Source organism: Thalassococcus sp. BH17M4-6 (assembly GCF_049323015.1).
Lineage (GTDB): Bacteria > Pseudomonadota > Alphaproteobacteria > Rhodobacterales > Rhodobacteraceae > Puniceibacterium.
Genome location: NZ_JBMPGU010000003.1, coordinates 95119 through 111114, shown reverse-complemented (window position 1 = coordinate 111114; position 15996 = coordinate 95119). Strand labels below are relative to the sequence as shown.

General features: G+C 65.0%; 19 protein-coding genes and 1 other RNA gene. 14 read left to right on the top strand and 6 right to left on the bottom strand.

All coding sequences use genetic code 11. The features are described from left to right. Window positions 1-15: 15 nt before the first annotated feature. The 3 genes from ribB to nusB are packed head-to-tail and all read left to right on the top strand — an operon-like array spanning window position 16 to window position 2176. The gene (gene ribB, locus ACOXXX_RS05400; protein WP_422825533.1) at window positions 16-1143 is read left to right on the top strand and encodes a 3,4-dihydroxy-2-butanone-4-phosphate synthase; all 1128 of its coding nucleotides are present in this window, start codon (window positions 16-18) and stop codon (window positions 1141-1143) included. Next, the gene (locus ACOXXX_RS05395) at window positions 1143-1694 is read left to right on the top strand and encodes a 6,7-dimethyl-8-ribityllumazine synthase (RefSeq protein WP_422825532.1); all 552 of its coding nucleotides are present in this window, start codon (window positions 1143-1145) and stop codon (window positions 1692-1694) included. The genes ribB and ACOXXX_RS05395 overlap by 1 nt, the downstream gene beginning before the upstream one ends. After that, entirely contained in the window at window positions 1691-2176 is a 486-nt protein-coding gene (gene nusB, locus ACOXXX_RS05390; protein WP_422825531.1) for a transcription antitermination factor NusB, read from the top strand. The genes ACOXXX_RS05395 and nusB overlap by 4 nt, the downstream gene beginning before the upstream one ends. Before the next feature lie 61 nt (window positions 2177-2237). Here nusB and ACOXXX_RS05385 read toward each other — a convergent pair whose 3' ends face one another. From ACOXXX_RS05385 to ssrS, 3 genes are all read right to left on the bottom strand, one after another. Further along, the gene (locus tag ACOXXX_RS05385; RefSeq protein ID WP_422825530.1) at window positions 2238-2915 is read right to left on the bottom strand and encodes an anti-sigma factor; all 678 of its coding nucleotides are present in this window, start codon (window positions 2913-2915) and stop codon (window positions 2238-2240) included. Then, window positions 2912-3457: a sigma-70 family RNA polymerase sigma factor gene (locus ACOXXX_RS05380; RefSeq protein WP_422825529.1), complete on the bottom strand. Its 546-nt coding sequence runs from the start codon at window positions 3455-3457 to the stop codon at window positions 2912-2914. Before ACOXXX_RS05380 ends, ACOXXX_RS05385 begins: the two co-directional genes overlap by 4 nt. A gap of 186 nt (window positions 3458-3643) precedes the next feature. Next, window positions 3644-3800, bottom strand: a non-coding RNA gene (gene ssrS, locus ACOXXX_RS05375) — 6S RNA. A 104-nt stretch (window positions 3801-3904) separates the two neighbouring features. On the opposite strand from ssrS, the gene ACOXXX_RS05370 reads away from it, so the two are divergent. From ACOXXX_RS05370 to ACOXXX_RS05350, 5 genes are all read left to right on the top strand, one after another. Next, a complete protein-coding gene (locus ACOXXX_RS05370; RefSeq protein WP_422825528.1) occupies window positions 3905-4351 on the top strand; it encodes an MmcB family DNA repair protein in 447 nt (148 codons plus the stop codon). A 248-nt stretch (window positions 4352-4599) separates the two neighbouring features. After that, entirely contained in the window at window positions 4600-6000 is a 1401-nt protein-coding gene (locus ACOXXX_RS05365) for a selenium-binding protein SBP56-related protein (protein ID WP_422825527.1), read from the top strand. 16 nt (window positions 6001-6016) lie between these two features. Continuing rightward, a complete protein-coding gene (locus tag ACOXXX_RS05360) occupies window positions 6017-6670 on the top strand; it encodes a hypothetical protein (RefSeq protein WP_422825526.1) in 654 nt (217 codons plus the stop codon). An 80-nt stretch (window positions 6671-6750) separates the two neighbouring features. Next, complete coding sequence (locus ACOXXX_RS05355) at window positions 6751-8412, top strand: tryptophan halogenase family protein (protein ID WP_422825525.1); 1662 nt, start codon at window positions 6751-6753, stop codon at window positions 8410-8412. A 30-nt stretch (window positions 8413-8442) separates the two neighbouring features. Continuing rightward, the gene (locus ACOXXX_RS05350; RefSeq protein WP_422825524.1) at window positions 8443-9072 is read left to right on the top strand and encodes a YdeI/OmpD-associated family protein; all 630 of its coding nucleotides are present in this window, start codon (window positions 8443-8445) and stop codon (window positions 9070-9072) included. Between the two features lie 91 nt (window positions 9073-9163). Here the strand turns inward: ACOXXX_RS05350 and ACOXXX_RS05345 are convergent, their stop codons facing one another. Further along, window positions 9164-9868: a hypothetical protein gene (locus ACOXXX_RS05345; RefSeq protein WP_422825523.1), complete on the bottom strand. Its 705-nt coding sequence runs from the start codon at window positions 9866-9868 to the stop codon at window positions 9164-9166. Beyond that, window positions 9840-10115, bottom strand: coding sequence for a hypothetical protein (locus ACOXXX_RS05340; RefSeq protein WP_422825522.1), 276 nt, complete (start codon window positions 10113-10115; stop codon window positions 9840-9842). Before ACOXXX_RS05340 ends, ACOXXX_RS05345 begins: the two co-directional genes overlap by 29 nt. 187 nt (window positions 10116-10302) lie before the next feature. On the opposite strand from ACOXXX_RS05340, the gene ACOXXX_RS05335 reads away from it, so the two are divergent. The 6 genes from ACOXXX_RS05335 (at window position 10303) to ACOXXX_RS05310 (ending at window position 14837) form a co-directional block, all read left to right on the top strand. After that, a complete protein-coding gene (locus tag ACOXXX_RS05335; RefSeq protein ID WP_422825521.1) occupies window positions 10303-10872 on the top strand; it encodes a hypothetical protein in 570 nt (189 codons plus the stop codon). A 198-nt stretch (window positions 10873-11070) separates the two neighbouring features. After that, entirely contained in the window at window positions 11071-11679 is a 609-nt protein-coding gene (locus ACOXXX_RS05330) for a ribonuclease HII (protein WP_422825520.1), read from the top strand. Between the two features lie 106 nt (window positions 11680-11785). Further along, window positions 11786-12901 carry a site-specific DNA-methyltransferase gene (locus ACOXXX_RS05325; RefSeq protein ID WP_422825519.1) on the top strand — a complete coding sequence of 372 codons (1116 nt, stop codon included), beginning with the start codon at window positions 11786-11788 and terminating at the stop codon, window positions 12899-12901. Between the two features lie 143 nt (window positions 12902-13044). Then, window positions 13045-13293 carry a ParB N-terminal domain-containing protein gene (locus tag ACOXXX_RS05320; RefSeq protein ID WP_422825518.1) on the top strand — a complete coding sequence of 83 codons (249 nt, stop codon included), beginning with the start codon at window positions 13045-13047 and terminating at the stop codon, window positions 13291-13293. 50 nt (window positions 13294-13343) lie between these two features. Then, window positions 13344-13883 carry a cytochrome b/b6 domain-containing protein gene (locus tag ACOXXX_RS05315; protein WP_422825517.1) on the top strand — a complete coding sequence of 180 codons (540 nt, stop codon included), beginning with the start codon at window positions 13344-13346 and terminating at the stop codon, window positions 13881-13883. 84 nt (window positions 13884-13967) lie between these two features. Beyond that, the gene (locus ACOXXX_RS05310; protein WP_422825516.1) at window positions 13968-14837 is read left to right on the top strand and encodes a DMT family transporter; all 870 of its coding nucleotides are present in this window, start codon (window positions 13968-13970) and stop codon (window positions 14835-14837) included. A 32-nt stretch (window positions 14838-14869) separates the two neighbouring features. On the opposite strand, the gene aroC is transcribed toward ACOXXX_RS05310, so the two are convergent. Then, window positions 14870-15970: a chorismate synthase gene (aroC, locus tag ACOXXX_RS05305; protein WP_422825515.1), complete on the bottom strand. Its 1101-nt coding sequence runs from the start codon at window positions 15968-15970 to the stop codon at window positions 14870-14872. Window positions 15971-15996 lie beyond the last annotated feature (26 nt).

The following is a 15996-nucleotide window of genomic DNA, read 5'->3' as shown; positions in this document are numbered from 1 at the left end:
ATTGGCGGAGGCCTCATGGCGGAATACGAAACCCCCGGTCCGGTCGAAGAGAACTGGAAGGATGCGATTTCCTCGGTCGAGGAGATCATCGAGGATGCGCGCAACGGGCGCATGTTCATTCTGGTCGATCACGAGGACCGCGAGAACGAGGGCGATCTGGTGATCCCCGCGCAATGGGCCACGCCTGATGCGGTGAATTTCATGGCGATGCACGGGCGGGGACTGATCTGCCTGGCGATGCCTGCGCCACGGATCGAGCAGCTGGGCCTGAGCCTGATGTCGACCAACAATTCCTCGCGGCATGAGACGGCTTTCACAGTGTCGATCGAGGCGCGCGAAGGTGTGACCACCGGCATTTCCGCGGCAGACCGCGCGCGCACCATCGCTGTGGCCATCGACGCCTCGAAAGGGGCGCAGGATATCGCCACGCCGGGCCACGTTTTTCCGCTGCGCGCCCGCGAGGGCGGGGTTCTGGTGCGGGCCGGGCATACCGAGGCTGCAGTGGACGTGAGCCGACTGGCCGGGCTGAACCCGGCGGGTGTGATCTGCGAGATCATGAACGAGGATGGCACCATGTCGCGGTTGCCGGAACTCGTGGCCTTTGCCCAGCGTCACAACCTCAAGATCGGGACGATCAGCGACCTGATTTCCTACCGCCGCCGCAACGACAACCTTGTGCGGGTGCGCAAGGAGGAAGTCGTCGAAAGCGAATTCGGCGGCGAATGGAACATGCGCATCTACACGGATGAAACCCATGGCGACGAACATATCGTGCTGACCAAGGGCGATCTGTCGGGCCCCGATCCGGTGCTGGTGCGGATGCACGCGATGGACCCGATGCTGGATGTCGTGGGCACCGGTCCCCGGGGCCGTGCGGCGGAGTTTCACCACGCGATGGAGGCCGTCGCCGCCGAGGGCCGCGGCGTCGTCGTGCTGCTGCGCGACACCTCGATGAAGCTTGACGTCCATGATGAAGTCAGCCCCAAGACCCTGCGGCAATACGGCCTGGGGGCGCAAATCCTGTCGTCGCTGGGCCTGTCGAAACTGGTGCTGCTGACCAATTCCCCCACTCCCAAGATTGTGGGCCTCGATGCCTATGGGCTTGAGATCGTAGGCACCCGGAAGATATCGGAGCTTGGCTGATGGCCTCCAATGAAACGCATTACACCCTGCCGCGCGCGGAGTTCGACCGGCCTGTCAAGCTGCTCATCGTCGTCGCGCCCTACTACCGCGACATCGCCGACCAGCTGATCGAAGGCGCCCGGGCCGAGATCGAGGCGGCGGGCGGCACGCATGAAACCGTCGAGGTGCCCGGCGCGCTCGAGGTCCCTACCGCCATCGGCATCGCCGAACGGCTGAGCCATTTCGACGGCTACGTGGCCCTGGGATGCGTCATCCGGGGCGAGACCACGCATTATGAAACCGTCTGCAACGACTCATCTCGCGGCATCACGTTGCTGGGTCTGCAGGGGCTTTGCATCGGCAACGGCATCCTCACAGTCGAGAACATGGCGCAGGCGCAGGCGCGCGCCGAGGTGGCGGGCCAGAACAAGGGTGGCGGTGCCGCGGCCGCGGCCTTGCATCTGATCGCGCTCGCCCGTAAGTGGGGCGGCCAGCGCAAGGGCGTCGGCTTTCAACCCGCCCGCGACGAATACCAGATCGCCGGATCGGCCAAGGACCCCAGCACCGCATGAGCACCGCACCAAGCCCCCTTTCGGGCAATCAGAAGCGCAAGATGAAATCCGCCTCGCGGCTCTATGCCGTGCAGGCGCTGTTCCAGATGGAGCATTCGTCGGTCGGCATCGATCAGGTCCGGCGCGAATTCCTCGATTTCCGCTTTGGCGCTGAGGTCGAGGAGGGCGAAGAGATGATCGATGGCGACATCGACCTGTTTGCCAAGCTGCTGGATCAGGCGGTGTCCTGGCAGGCGAAAATCGACCAGATGACCGACCGCGCGCTGGTGGCCAAATGGCCGATCGCCCGGATCGACCCGACGCTGCGCGCGCTGTTCCGCGCGGCGGGGGCGGAGCTTGTGTCGCTCGACACGCCGCCCAAGGTGGTGATCGTCGAATATGTCGACATCGCCCGTGCGTTCTTTCCCGAAAGCAAGGAACCGAAGTTCGTCAACGCCGTGCTGGACCACATGGCGCGCGAGGCGAAGCCGGAAGCGTTCTGAACAACGCCTCAGCAGACGGCAGGCGGTGCCCCCCGTCCGCGCAGGTTTTTCCGGCTTCAGACTAGAGAGAAGTGATCTGTCCCAGCGCCAACACGTCGCCCGTGGGCGCGCCGGTGGGGGAGCCGCCGGTGGGTTCGTCGGAAATCGCCAGCGTCAGCTGCGTCGCCGGAAAGCCCAGAAGCGCATCCGGGACCTGGATCGACGCGGTCGGGCCTTCGGGCAGCACGCCCAGCGACACAGGCGCGCCGCCGTCGGGCGGCAGGCCCCAAAGCTCGAACACACGGCCCTCTGCCGGTTCCCCGGCGGTGCGGGTCAGCTGGATCACGTGGGTCGAGGGGATCACCACCGCGAGCACGCGCAGGCTGTCATCCTCGGCGGCGATTTCGCTGATCAGGCCGGGCGCCAGCGACGGCTGCATCGACTGCACGCCAAAGAAGGCCGCCACCGCGACCGATGCCGCGCTGATCGCCTGCCACATGCCCACACGCTGCCAGAACGGCGGCTTTTTCTCGGGCTCTCCGAACAACCGCTCCATCAGCGCGCGGCGCACCTTGGCCGGCGGCGCGACGGGGTCGATCTCGATATTCATCCCCGCGAGCCGGTTGGCCCAGTAAACCACGCGCGCGCGCATCGCCGCATCGCCGGGCAGCGCCTCTTCAAAGGCGCGCTCATCGGCGGGGCTCAGCAGGCGCAGCACGTATTCGGCAGCGCGGATGTCGGGTGTTTCGGCGTCGGTCATCGTTCCATGCACTCCCGCAGGCTGATCAGGCTGCGCCGTAGCCAGGTGCGCATGGTGTTGAGCGGGACACTGAACTTCTCGGCCAGTTCGGCATAGCTCAGCCCCTGCAGATAGGCCCCGCGGACGGCCTGGCCCTTGTCGGTGTCCAGTTCGTCCAGGCAGGCAGTGATCCGCGATGCCTCACCGGCGGCGATGGCTGATTGTTCGGGCGTGGGGCCGCTGGCGACCAGCCGGTCCGCCATATCGTCCACATCCGCACCGCTGTCGCGGGTGGCGCGCAAGCGGTCGATGGCGGTGTTGCGCGCGATGGTGATCAGCCAGGTCATCGGGGACATCCCGTTTGACTGATACCGGTCGGAGTGGCGCCAGATTTTCATGTAACTTTCCTGCAAAACATCCTCGGCACTCGCACGGTTATTAAGAACACGCAGCACGACACCGAAAAGTTTCGACGAGGTCGCATCGTAAAGCTGGGAAAACGCCTGCCGGTCGCCAAGTGCGGTGCGGGCGATCATGTTTTCGATTTCGGAAAGCTCGGCCAAACCCTGATCCTTTTTGAAGCGTCCGATCAGGCGATGGCCTGAAACAGCGTAGAAAGACACGTCGACCACCATTGATAGCGGTTTGCACAGGGTGTTCGATCAATTTCTTGTCAGGGAAGAGCGTCCTTTGCAAGAAAGCCACAGGTCGCAGGCGGCCCACAACGGCGCGTCGTTCAGGGAGAGTCGGCGGGAACCACCACAACCGTGTGGTTCTCTCATTCCCGAGGACCTGTATATACAGGTGGGCGTCAGGTAACCGGACCAGGGCCCGGACAGAGCCAACTCCCTCGGAATTGCTTAAGGCCACCGGAATGCAACCGTGGCACGAGAAGGGCAGAACCCGCCTGATCCCGAGGTAATGCGCCGATGCGTCCGGGGCAAGGGGCCGGTGCAAAAATGCCCGGCGGCGGACTTGCTTTTGTTCATCTTTTGTTCATAACTTCATCCATGCGCGATGAGCTTCTTCCCGGCCAGCTTCTGGCCCGCGGTGTCTGCCGCCATCTGGCCAGCCACGGATTCGCCGTGGTCGAGGAATTCGTGCCCGAGCGCGGCAAGCGGGTCGACGTCATGGCGCTGGGCCCCAAGGGCGAAATCTGGGTGGTGGAGTGCAAATCCTGCCGCGCGGATTTCATGGGGGATGGCAAATGGCAGGGCTACCTGGACTGGTGCGACCGGTTTTTCTGGGCCGTGGATACGGATTTTCCGACCGACCTCTTGCCTGACGAGACCGGGCTGATCATCGCCGACGCCTACGATGCCGAGATCTTGCGCATGGCACCCGAGGACAAGCTGCCTGCCGCGCGCCGCACCGCCATGGTGCGCAGGTTCGCCTTTCACGCCGCGCGCCGTCTGCAAAGCGCCCGCGATCCCGATGCGATGATCGGGCTGGTTTAGCGCGCATCTCCTTCGAGAAGGGCGTCACGGACGGTCGGATTCCCCGCCTGTTGTCAGGCACAATAGAAATGTCTGGCATTTGAACCGGGTTTCGCAGATGCTGCCCAAGAGGGCGCATAACCGCCCTTGGTGCGCTGCCTATTCCGGTCGTCCGTTCACGTGTTTTCCGTCAGCCTATTGGTGCTGATCTTCATCGGTTTCCTCGGCAAAGGGACAGCGGCGCCGCGTTATCTGGGAGGATAGAGACGATGAACCTGAGACCTGATCCGACATTCCATGCGACCCCCAAGCTGGCGATGGAGGCGCCGGCCGAAACCCTGGCCTTTACCCTGATGCTGAGCCCCGACGGGTCGCAGCCCGACGGGCTGGCCGTGGTCGATGTGGACCCGAATTCCAAGACCTACGGCGAGATCGTGCATTCGCTGTTCATGCCCAACAAGGGCGACGAATTTCACCACTTCGGCTGGAACGCCTGCTCCTCGGCCCTGTCGCCGCTGACCGGCCACGCGTTCCTTGAACGCCGCTACCTGATCATCCCGGGCATCCGGTCCAGCCGCATCTACGTGGTGGACGTGAAGGAACCGCTCAAGGCCAAGATCCACAAGATCATCGAGCCTGAAGAGATCATGAAAAAGACCGGCTATTCGCGTCCGCACACGATCCACTGCGGCCCCGAGGGCATCTATGTCAGCACCTTGGGCGGCGGCGGCGAAGATGGCACCGACGGTCCTCCGGGCATCTTCATCATGGATTGCGAAACGTTCGAGGTGCTGGGCCGCTACGAAATGGACCGTGGCGCACAGGACAAGCACTACGATTTCTGGTGGAACCTGCCGCGCGACTACATGGTCAGCTCTGAATGGGGCCTGCCGCCGCAATTCGAAAACGGCATCGTGCCCGAGGATCTGCTGTCGAACAAATACGGGCACAGCATCCATTTCTGGGACCTGCGGGCGCGCAAATGCGTGCAGACCATCGACCTGGGCGCAAATCACCAGATGGCGCTGGAAATCCGGCCCGCGCATGACCCCGCCAAGGAATACGGCTTTTGCGGGGTGGTGGTCGACACCACCAACCTGCAGGGCGCGATCTTTACCTGGTGGCGCAACAAGGACGGCACGTTCGAGGCCAAGAAAACCGTGACCATCGACCCCAAGCCCGCCGATGCGGACGACCTGCCCGAGCTGCTCAAGGGCTTTGGCGCGGTGCCGCCGCTGGTCACGGACATCGACCTGAGCCTGGATGACAAGTACCTTTATGTGGCCTGCTGGGGCCTGGGCGAGATGCATCAATACGATGTCAGCGATCCGATGAACCCGGTTCTTGCCGGCAAGGTCGAAATCGGCGGCATCGTCGCAAAGACGCCGCATCCCAACGGCAAAACCTTTGGCTACGGGCCGCAGATGGTCGAGATCAGCCGCGACGGCAAGCGGGTCTACTGGACCAATTCGCTCTACTCCACCTGGGATGACCAGTTCTATCCCGGCGACCGGGGCGCGGCGATGGTCATGGCCGATGTGGGCGAAGGCGGCGGTCTGACCCTGAACAAGGATTTCTGGGTCGAGTTCCCCGAAGGCTATCGCAGCCACCAGATCCGGCTGGAAGGCGGGGACTGTTCGACCGACAGTTTCTGTTACCCCTCGGCCTGATCCTCGGGGCTGATCCTTGGAAGACGTGACCTCGGTGGCGGCGCTCTGGAGCGCCGTCGTCGTCTCTGGGCTTTATCACGGTCTCAACCCCGGCATGGGCTGGCCGCTGGCGGTGTCGGCGGCGCTGATGGAGCGGGACGCCCGTGCCCTGCCAAGGGCGCTGGCGCTGCTGGCGGGCGGGCATTTCCTGGCGATGCTGGCAATCTTGCTGCCGTTTTCGCTGATGACGGTGCTGGTCGATCACGAGGCAGAAATCCGCATCGGCGCGGGGCTGCTGGTGGTTGGACTGGGCGTGTACCTTCTCATCAACCGGCGGCATCCGCGGTTTCTGGCGCGGGTCCGGCCCAGCCAACTGGCGCTGTGGTCATTCCTCGCGGCGATCGCCCATGGCGCGGGGCTGATGCTGGTGCCGATCTACCTGGGCCTTTGCGCGCCCGAGGATGCGGGCCATGCCGCCGCGGAATCTCTGATGGGCAGCAACATCCGGACCGCCCTTCTGGTGGCCGTGGCCCATACGGCGGCGATGGCGGTCGCGGGCGGCGCGCTGGCGGCGGGGATGTATTACTGGCTGGGGCTGAAATTCCTGTCGCGCAGCTGGTTCAACCTCGATGTGCTCTGGGCGCTCAGCCTGATCGTGGTCGGCGGCATCGGCATCTGGACCGCGCTCTGACCCCGGCGGTCACGCCCCGTGGATTTTTGCTCACTTAATCGTTACCATGAGGGCCGGAAGGGATCGCTTCGAGGGACTACATGGGGCAACCAATCAAATCTGTGACCATCGTGGGCGGCGGCACCGCCGGGTGGATGGCCGCAACGCTGATGCGGACGCTGTGCAAGCCCGACCTCAGGATCACGTTGATCGAAAGCCCCACCATCGCCACCGTGGGTGTGGGCGAAGCGACCGTCCCCAACATGCCGGTCACGCTGCGGCACATGCAGATCCGTGACCGCGAATTCTTTCGCACCTGCAACGCGACCTTCAAGCTGGGGGTGATGTTCCGGCACTGGAATGTCGACCGCAAGGGCCGGTTCATCGACTACATCAACGGCTTCAACCCCGCCCCGGCGGTCGAAGGCTCCGATATCGGCTATCACTACCACGCTTTCGGCGGCGGCAAGCGCGACTTTGCCCAGTGCTTTGCCCCCTCCATCGACCTCGTGCGGCAGAACAAGGCGCCGATTTCGCTGGGGCAGGACAAGGCGGGGCAGGGGCATGTGGGCTATGCCTATCACCTGGATGCGGTCAAGTTCGCGGGACTTCTGGCCGATGTCGGGGTCAAACGCGGGGTCACGCATCTGCGCGACGACGTCGACGACGTGGAACTGGACGACCGCGGCTATGTCGCGGCGCTCAAGCTGCGCGAAACCGGGCGGCACCCGGTCGAACTGGTGATCGACTGCACCGGCTTTCGCGCCCTCATCATCAACAAGGCACTGGGTGAGCCGTTCGAGAGCTATTCGGACTATCTGGGCAACGACCGCGCCATGGCGCTGCAGATCCCACACCCCGACCCGATGAAGATCGCCTCGGCGACCTCCTCGACCGCGCTGGGGGCGGGGTGGTCCTGGCGGGTGCCGCTGTTCAACCGGATCGGCACCGGCTACGTGTTTTCCAGCGCGCACCGCACCGACGATCAGGCGCGCGACGAATTCCTCGCGCATCTGGGCAGCGACGCGCCCAAAGGGGCCGAGCCACGGATCATCCCGATGCGCATCGGCCGGTCGCGCCGGGCCTGGGTCAAGAACTGCGTGGCGCTGGGGCTGTCCAGCGGCTTTATCGAACCGCTCGAATCGACCGCGATCCACATGGTCGACATGGGCATCCGCTGGCTGATGACGCATTTCCCCGACAGCGATTTCGCCGATGCCCCGCGCAACCGCTACAACCAGATTTCCAACGCCATGTTCAACGAGGTGCGCGATTTCATCAGCCTGCACTACCGCCTGGGCAACCGCACCGACGATCCCTATTGGATCGACGCGCGCACCGAGCTCAAGATCTCGGACCTGCTGGCCGAGAACCTCGAGCTGTGGAAACGTCAGTTGCCCGGGCCGCTCGACCTGCCGTCGCAGCAGCTGTTTTCTCACCGGGTCTATCAGGCGGTGCTGCTGGGCAAACAGGTCTACCAGACCGGCTATGGCGCCGATTTCAACTGGCCGTTCCAGCTGCGGCGCGAAAGCTGGCTGAAATTCCTCGATCAATCGGCAAAGTTCAACGCCATGGCGCTGCGGCACAAGGCCGATCACCGCACCGCGCTGCTGGCCATCCGGGGCGAGCTTGAGCCGTCAAAACCCAAGGCCCCCAGCTTTCCCGTCGCTGCCGGCACCGTGCCGCTGCCGGGTGCAACGGTCAAGGCCAGCTTCAAGGTCCGCGAAGAGGTGCTTGACGGCAGCGCGCCGGGGCTGTTCTGAGCTCTGGAGCAGACAACGGGAGCGGCTGGCATGCCCGAGATGATCTCAGAAGTCGGGGACTACTTCGCCAAGGGCTGTGGACGCTGCGACCGGTTCGACACGCCCGACTGTTCGGCGCTGCGCTGGCGCGACGGGGTGGCGGCGCTGCGGCGCATCTGCCTGTCCAGCGGTCTGGACGAGGCAGCGAAATGGGGGCACCCGGTCTACATGCACGCGGCCCGAAACATCGCGATGATCGGCGCCTTTCGCGGCGATTTTCGGCTGTCCTTCTTCAATGCCGCGCTGCTGTCGGATCCCGAGGGGATGCTGGAACCGCCCGGCCCCAACAGCCGCACCGCCAGCCTGATCCGGTTCGGGGATGCCGGGGCGGTTGCCCAGAAAGAGCCCGCGATCCGCGCCTATCTCGCCGAGGCGATGGGCCATGCCGAAAAGGGCATTCTTCCGAAGAAGGACACCACAGAGCCGGACCTGCCCGAGGAACTGGAAGATGCGCTGGACGCCGACCCGGAGCTGGCTGAGGCGTTCCGCGCCCTGACCCCCGGACGTCGTCGCAGCTACGCCATCACGATCGGCGCTGCCAAGACCGCCGCCACGCGCATCCGGCGCATCGCTGGCTACCGCGACAAAATTCTTGCGGGCAAGGGCGCGCAGGATCGGTAGGGGTGTCGGACCGCTGCCATGGCGGCGATGCGGTTTGCACTGCCAAGCCAGTGGCTGCTGCTTGAAGACCTGATTTTCGCAGGGCGGCCCCTCAGACTACCTCGATCACGCCCTTGTCGATGGCCAGCACATAGCCACGCCGGGCGATGTTCTTGACCAGAAGCTCTGACACAAGCTGGTTGCCCAACCCGTCGCGCAGGCGCTTGATCCGGGTGGCGCCGGCGGCCTCTTCGCAATCGCATTCGGACCGGCCCGAAATCACCGCCTCGATCTGTGCGCCGGTGAGCATTTCGTTGTCCATCCGCGCCTCGGCCAGCACCGCCAGGGTTTCCATCATCGCTTCGGTCAGCTTGAACCCCATGGTGTTGAGATAGACGGTGTTCTCCTCGCGGCTGATGATCAGGCTACTGACCTGGATGCCCGACCGTTCGATCTGGGCCATCCGGCGGTTGAGCGTCACCAGCATCACCAGGAACACCAGCGCCGCGATCAGCATCGCGGTGGCAAAGACCAAGAGCACGAAGATCACCATCCGGTAGCTCGCCAGCGTTTCGGCAAAGGCGGTGCCGGACTGGGCGAGGATTTCGAGCAGCTTGATTTCCGCCTGCGCGGTCAGATCGTCATTTTCGATGAAGAGCTGTTCGACCCGGGCATTGAACGCCCCCGCATCGGGCAGCGTCAGCAGCAGGAGCAGCCCCGCCGCGATCAGCAGCGCGACGATGGCCGACAGGCCAAGGGTGACGATGCGAGAGCCTGTGCGCCGCGCCTCAGAAGCGGAGGAAATAGGGTCCGGCACTGGCCTTCCTTTCGTCAAGCCCCGAGGCGTCGAAGACCGACACCACGTTCAGCAGGGTCCAGCCTTGCGCCTTGAGGCGGTCGGCCAGTTGGGATCGCGCGGCGGAGGTCGAGCAATCGCCCGAGATTTCCGCCACGCCGTAATGCAGCCGCAAGGGGTTGTCCTGCTTCGCCTTGTAGTCGGCAAAGCACGCGGCCTGGGCGGTCGCAGGCAGCAATAGGGCAAGGGCAAGGACGATGTGTTTCATGCCGCGCAAGATGCGCCGCCGCGCGTGGAAATTCAATAACCGCCGGGTGTTGCGGCCCGGATATCCGATAACAGGGGGGCGATATTGCCTGACTTTGCGGGGCTGGCCCAGGTTTCGGGGCATGGACGCGGGCCAGCCCGGTGCGGGTCCGCCGCAACTGAACCGATACTGCAAAGGAGACAGTCTCATGTCACGTAAATTCATCGCCACGATTCTGGCCGCCGCCCTGACCGTCACCGGCTTTGCCGCCACCCCCGCCCGCGCCAACGATGCCGAGGCGCTGGCCCGGATCCTGGGCACCGCCGCGACGGTCTATATCATCGGCAACGCGATCAAGAACAGTCGCGACGATGACGACCGCGTTCGGGTCAACAGCAACGGTCACCGCTATGACCGGGACGACCGGTATGACCGCGGGCGGTATGACCGGGATCGCTATGACCGGAATCGTTATGATCGGAATGATCGCTATGACCACGGGCGCGACCGCCACCGCACCGACCGCCACCGCACCGACCGTGGCCGCGACTGGGACCGCCGGTCGCGCGGCCTGCCGACCCGGTGCCTGCTGCGCGGCGTCAACCGCAAGGGCGACCGGGTGTCGGTGCTGGGCGCGCGCTGTGTCGAGCGGAACTTTCACCGCGTGAACCGCCTGCCGGATCGCTGCCGGGTGCAGATGCGCACCGAAAAGGGCGTGCGCGTGGTCTACAAGACCCGCTGCCTGCGCCGCAACGGCTTTGAACTGGCGCGCCGCTAAGGAACGAGCAGGGGGCCGCCAAATCCCCCATTGCGGGCGGTCCCGGAACCGCGCGGCACCGGAACACCGGGCCGCGCGGCTTTTTTGTTTTGGGGGCTCTGCCCCGTCGCCGCGGGGCGGCGACTCCCCGAGGTATTTGCAAACCGGAGAAGGGGGCGAACCGCTTGCGCCCAGGCGGGCATCGGTGTTTCTGGGCATATGAGCATGCCGGATTACGAGATGGAGGCGGCGCTGGGCGACCTGGTGGTCGCCGGTGTCGACGAGGTGGGGCGCGGGCCGCTGGCCGGACCCGTAGTGGCGGCGGCGGTCATTCTCGACCCCGCCCGCATTCCCGAGGGGCTCAACGATTCCAAGAAGGTGCCGCCGCTCAGGCGCGAGGTGCTTTATGCCACGCTGATGACCTGCGCCGAGATCGGCGTCGGCGCGGCGAGCGTGGCCGAGATCGATGAGCTCAACATCCTGCGCGCCAGCCATCTGGCGATGCGCCGCGCGGTCGAGGCGCTGCCGCGCCGCCCCGGTCACGTGCTGGTCGACGGCAACCTGATTCCGCGCGATTTTCCCTGGCCCGCGACCGCGGTCATCAAGGGCGACGCGGTTTCGCAGTCGATCGCGGCGGCCTCAATTGTGGCGAAAATACGGCGCGACCGCATCATGTGGGATTTGGCGCAACACTATCCCGGCTACGGCTGGGAGACGAATATGGGATATCCGTCGAAAAGCCACAGATTGGCGCTCACAAATCTTGGTGTGACCCCACACCATAGACGTTCGTTCAAACCGGTACACAATATCTTGTATCAAGAATAATTCTTAAATGCTTGATTCAAAAAAGAAATTGACCACGAATCACCTTTGACTCATCTTTGTCTCAACCAAACGAGTGCAAACATGCACCGCGGGACAGAGGCAGAAAATGACGAAGATGACCAAGTTGAAGAGCGCCGAGGCGCTCCCTCTTAACACGATCCTGGACGGCGACTGCATCGAGGTGATGAACGGTCTGCCCGAGGCGTCGGTCGATCTGATCTTCGCCGATCCGCCCTATAATTTGCAGCTGCGGGGCGACCTGCACCGCCCCGACAATTCCCGCGTCGATGCGGTTGACGATCACTGGGACCAGTTCACCAGTTTCGCCGCTTATGACAGATTTACCCAGGACTGGCTCAAGGCGGCGCGGCGGCTGCTCAAGCCCGGCGGGGCGATCTGGGTGATCGGCAGCTATCACAACATCTTTCGCGTGGGCACCGCCCTGCAGGATGCCGGATTCTGGATCCTCAACGACGTGGTCTGGCGCAAATCGAACCCGATGCCGAATTTCCGCGGCAAGCGGTTCACCAATGCACACGAGACGATGATCTGGGCCTCGAAGGGCGAGGGCGCCAAGTACACCTTCAACTACGAGGCGCTCAAGGCGCTCAATGACGGCATCCAGATGCGCAGCGACTGGGTTCTGCCGATCTGCAATGGTGGCGAGCGGCTCAAGGACGCGGCCGGGGACAAGGCGCATCCGACGCAAAAGCCGATGAGCCTGCTGCACCGCGTGCTGGTCGGCGCCACCAATGTGGGCGACGTGGTGCTGGACCCGTTCTTTGGCACCGGGACGACCGGGGCCGTGGCCAAGATGCTGGGCCGCGACTGGATTGGCATCGAACGCGAGGCCGCCTACCGCGAGGTGGCGCAGGCCCGCATCGACGCGGTGCGCAAGTTCGACAAGGTCGGGCTCGAGGTCAGCACCTCGAAACGCGCCGAACCGCGGGTGCCCTTCGGACAGCTCGTGGAACGCGGCATGCTGCGCCCGGGCGAAGAGCTGTTTTCCATCGGCAACCGGCACAAGGCCAAGGTCCGCGCCGACGGCACGCTGATCGGCAATGACGTCAAGGGCTCGATCCACCAGGTCGGCGCGCATCTGGAGGGCGCGCCCAGCTGCAACGGCTGGACCTACTGGCATTTCAAGCGCGACGGCAAGGTCGTGCCCATCGACGTGCTCCGCCAGCAGATCCGCGCCGAGATGAGCGACCGGCCGAACTAGCCATCCGATATCCGAACACCGCCGGCGCCTCGCCTCAAGCAGAGGCGCTGCCTTGCCCCGCCTGCATGTCAGGCGGGGTCTTTTCGTGTCGGATGCACATATGACGGATGGCGCGACGGCAGCGATCCTGTCATGCTGAGGGTATGCTGGAAAAACGCACCCTTGCCATCGCCGATATCCGGGTCCCCGCCAAACGCGGCAAGACGCTGGACCCGGCCAAACGCGATCTGCTGGCCGAGGATCTGATCGAGAATGGCCAGACCACGCCCATTCAGGTGCGCACCGAAGGGGCCGGGTTCATCCTGGTCGAGGGGCTGCACCGGCTCGAGGCGCTGCGCGCCCTGGGCGAGGCGCAGATCGAGGCCTATCTGGTCCGCGCCCGGCAGCACTGAGGCGGGGGAAACTTTGCCCGTGGCGCGTGCGTGGCTAAGGTGAGCCGACCATGAGATTTGCAATGACCCGCCGCACCGCCCTCAAGATCGTTCACTGGAGCGTCGTGCCCCTGACCATGTGGTTCCTGCTGGTGACCCCGCAGGATGTCGCGCAGGTGGGGGCCTGGGCGATCCGGCTGCATTCGGTGCTGGGGCTGGTCTTCGTGACGCTGGCGCTGCTCTGGACCGCCGACTATCTGCGCCGGGGGCTGGCCAGCCGCCCGGGTCCTAAGCTGGGGCCACGGGCCCGGCGGGTGCACTGGTGGCTGCACCGGGTGCTGATCTGGGGGCTGTTCGGCGTGGCGGTGACCGGGTTTCTGCTGGGGCTGACCGCGTCGCGTCAGCTTTGGGCCGGGGGGATCGTGCCCATCGCCGTACCGCTGGGGATGCCGCGCGCCAACGACCTGGTCGGACAGCTGCATTCCATCGAATTCTACCTGCTGGCGGCCATCGTCGCCTTTCACGCGGGCTTTCACATCTGGCGGCATCTGCGCCTGCGCGACAACGCGCTGCGGATCATGATGCCACGGGCCCTGCACCGGTTTTTGTAACCGCAATCCGGCTATGCGCGCGCGCCGCCTTGACCCCGCCGGGCAGAGCGGGTCAGGTGCGGCCATCCGCCAACCGGAGATGTCATGGACCTGCGCGCAATACTCATGGGGCTGGCCTTTGCGGCCATGTGGTCCTCGGCCTTTACCTCGGCGCGGATCATCGTCGCCGCCGCCCCGCCGCTGAGCGCGCTGGCGCTCCGGTTCCTGATCTCGGGGCTGCTGGCGGTGCTGATCGCCAAGGCGATGGGGCAAAGCTGGCACCTGACGCGGGCGCAGTGGCGGGCGACGGTGATCTTCGGCATCTGCCAGAACGCGCTGTATCTGGGTTTGAACTTCGTCGCGATGCAGACGGTTCAGGCCTCTCTCGCGGCGATCATCGCGTCGACCATGCCGCTGCTTGTGGCCTTTGCGGGCTGGGCGTTCTTTCGCGAATCCATCCGGCCGCTGGGCATCTTCGGGCTGCTGGCGGGGCTTGCGGGCGTGTCGCTGATCATGGGCGCGCGGCTGCAGGGCGGTGTCGATCTTTTCGGCCTGGCGCTGTGCGGTCTGGGGGTGCTGTCGCTGACGGCGGCCACGCTGGCGGTGCGCGGGGCCACGTCAGGGGGCAATTTCCTGATGGTCGTGGGGCTGCAGATGCTGGTCGGCAGCGCGGTCCTATGGGTGCCTGCCCTGGCGTTCGAGACGCTGGTGATCGACTGGTCCTGGCAGCTGGTTGCGGCCTTTCTCTACACCACGCTGGTGCCGGGTCTTGCCGCGACGCTGGTCTGGTTCCTGCTGGTCGACAGGATCGGCGCGGTGAAGGCGGCGACCTTCCACTTCCTCAACCCTTTCCTGGGCGTGGCCATCGCCGCCGCCCTGCTGGGCGAGGCGCTGGGGCCGGGCGACGTGCTGGGCGTGGCGATCATCGCGATGGGCATTCTGGCGGTGCAGGTGTCGCGGCAGTCAAAGGTCTAGCCAAGCCAGTTGGGGAAAAGACCGATTCAGCCTCAGCCGATGCTGCCGCGATTCTCGCCGATCTGGCCGCGATGGAGCAGCAGGTGGTCCAGGATCACGCAGGCCATCATCGCCTCGCCCACCGGGACAGCGCGAATGCCGACGCAAGGATCGTGCCGACCCTTGGTGATGATCTCGGCCGCCTGTCCGGACTTGGTGATGGTCTGGCGCGGTTTCAGGATCGACGAGGTCGGTTTGACCGCGAAGCGCACCACGATGTCCTGGCCGGTGGTGATCCCGCCCAGAATGCCGCCCGCATGGTTGCTGGAATAGACCGGCTGGCCGTCGTTCCCCATGAATATCTCGTCGGCATTGTCCTCACCTGTCAGCATCGCCGCCGCCATGCCTTCGCCAATCTCGACGCCCTTGACCGCGTTGATCGACATCATCGCCGCCGCCAGATCGGTGTCGATCTTGCCATAGACAGGCGCACCCAGGCCCGCGGGCACGCCGCGCGCCACCACCTCGATGATGGCCCCCACCGAATTGCCGGATTTGCGCAGCTCTTCCAGGTAGTTGGCCCAGGTCTCAGCCGTCTGAGCCGAGGGCACCCAGAACGGGTTCTGGTCGATCTGATCCATGTCCCGCGCGCCCGAGATGCCGTGCGGGCCCATCTGAGTCATGTAGCCTGTGATCTCGACCCCCGGGGCCAGCTGGTCGATGGCCGCGCGCGCCAGCCCGCCCGCCGCCACCCGTGCGGCGGTTTCGCGGGCCGAGGACCGGCCGCCGCCGCGATAATCGCGGATGCCGTATTTCTGCCAATAGGTGATATCGGCATGGCCGGGCCGGAATTTCTCGGCGATGTCGCCGTAATCCTTCGACCGCTGGTCGGTATTCTCGATCATCAGCTGCACCGGGGTGCCGGTGGTCTGCCCCTCGAAGACGCCGGACAGAATGCGTACAGCGTCCGGTTCACGCCGCTGGGTGGTGTATTTCGACGTGCCGGGTTTGCGCCGGTCCAGCCAGTGCTGGATCATGCCCTCGTCAATCGGCACGCCCGGCGGGCAGCCATCCACCGTCGCCCCCAGGGCGGGCCCGTGGCTTTCGCCCCAGGTCGTGACGCGGAAGAGATGACCGAAAGTATTCAGGCTCATGACGCGGGTCTCCTTTACGGGCTGGT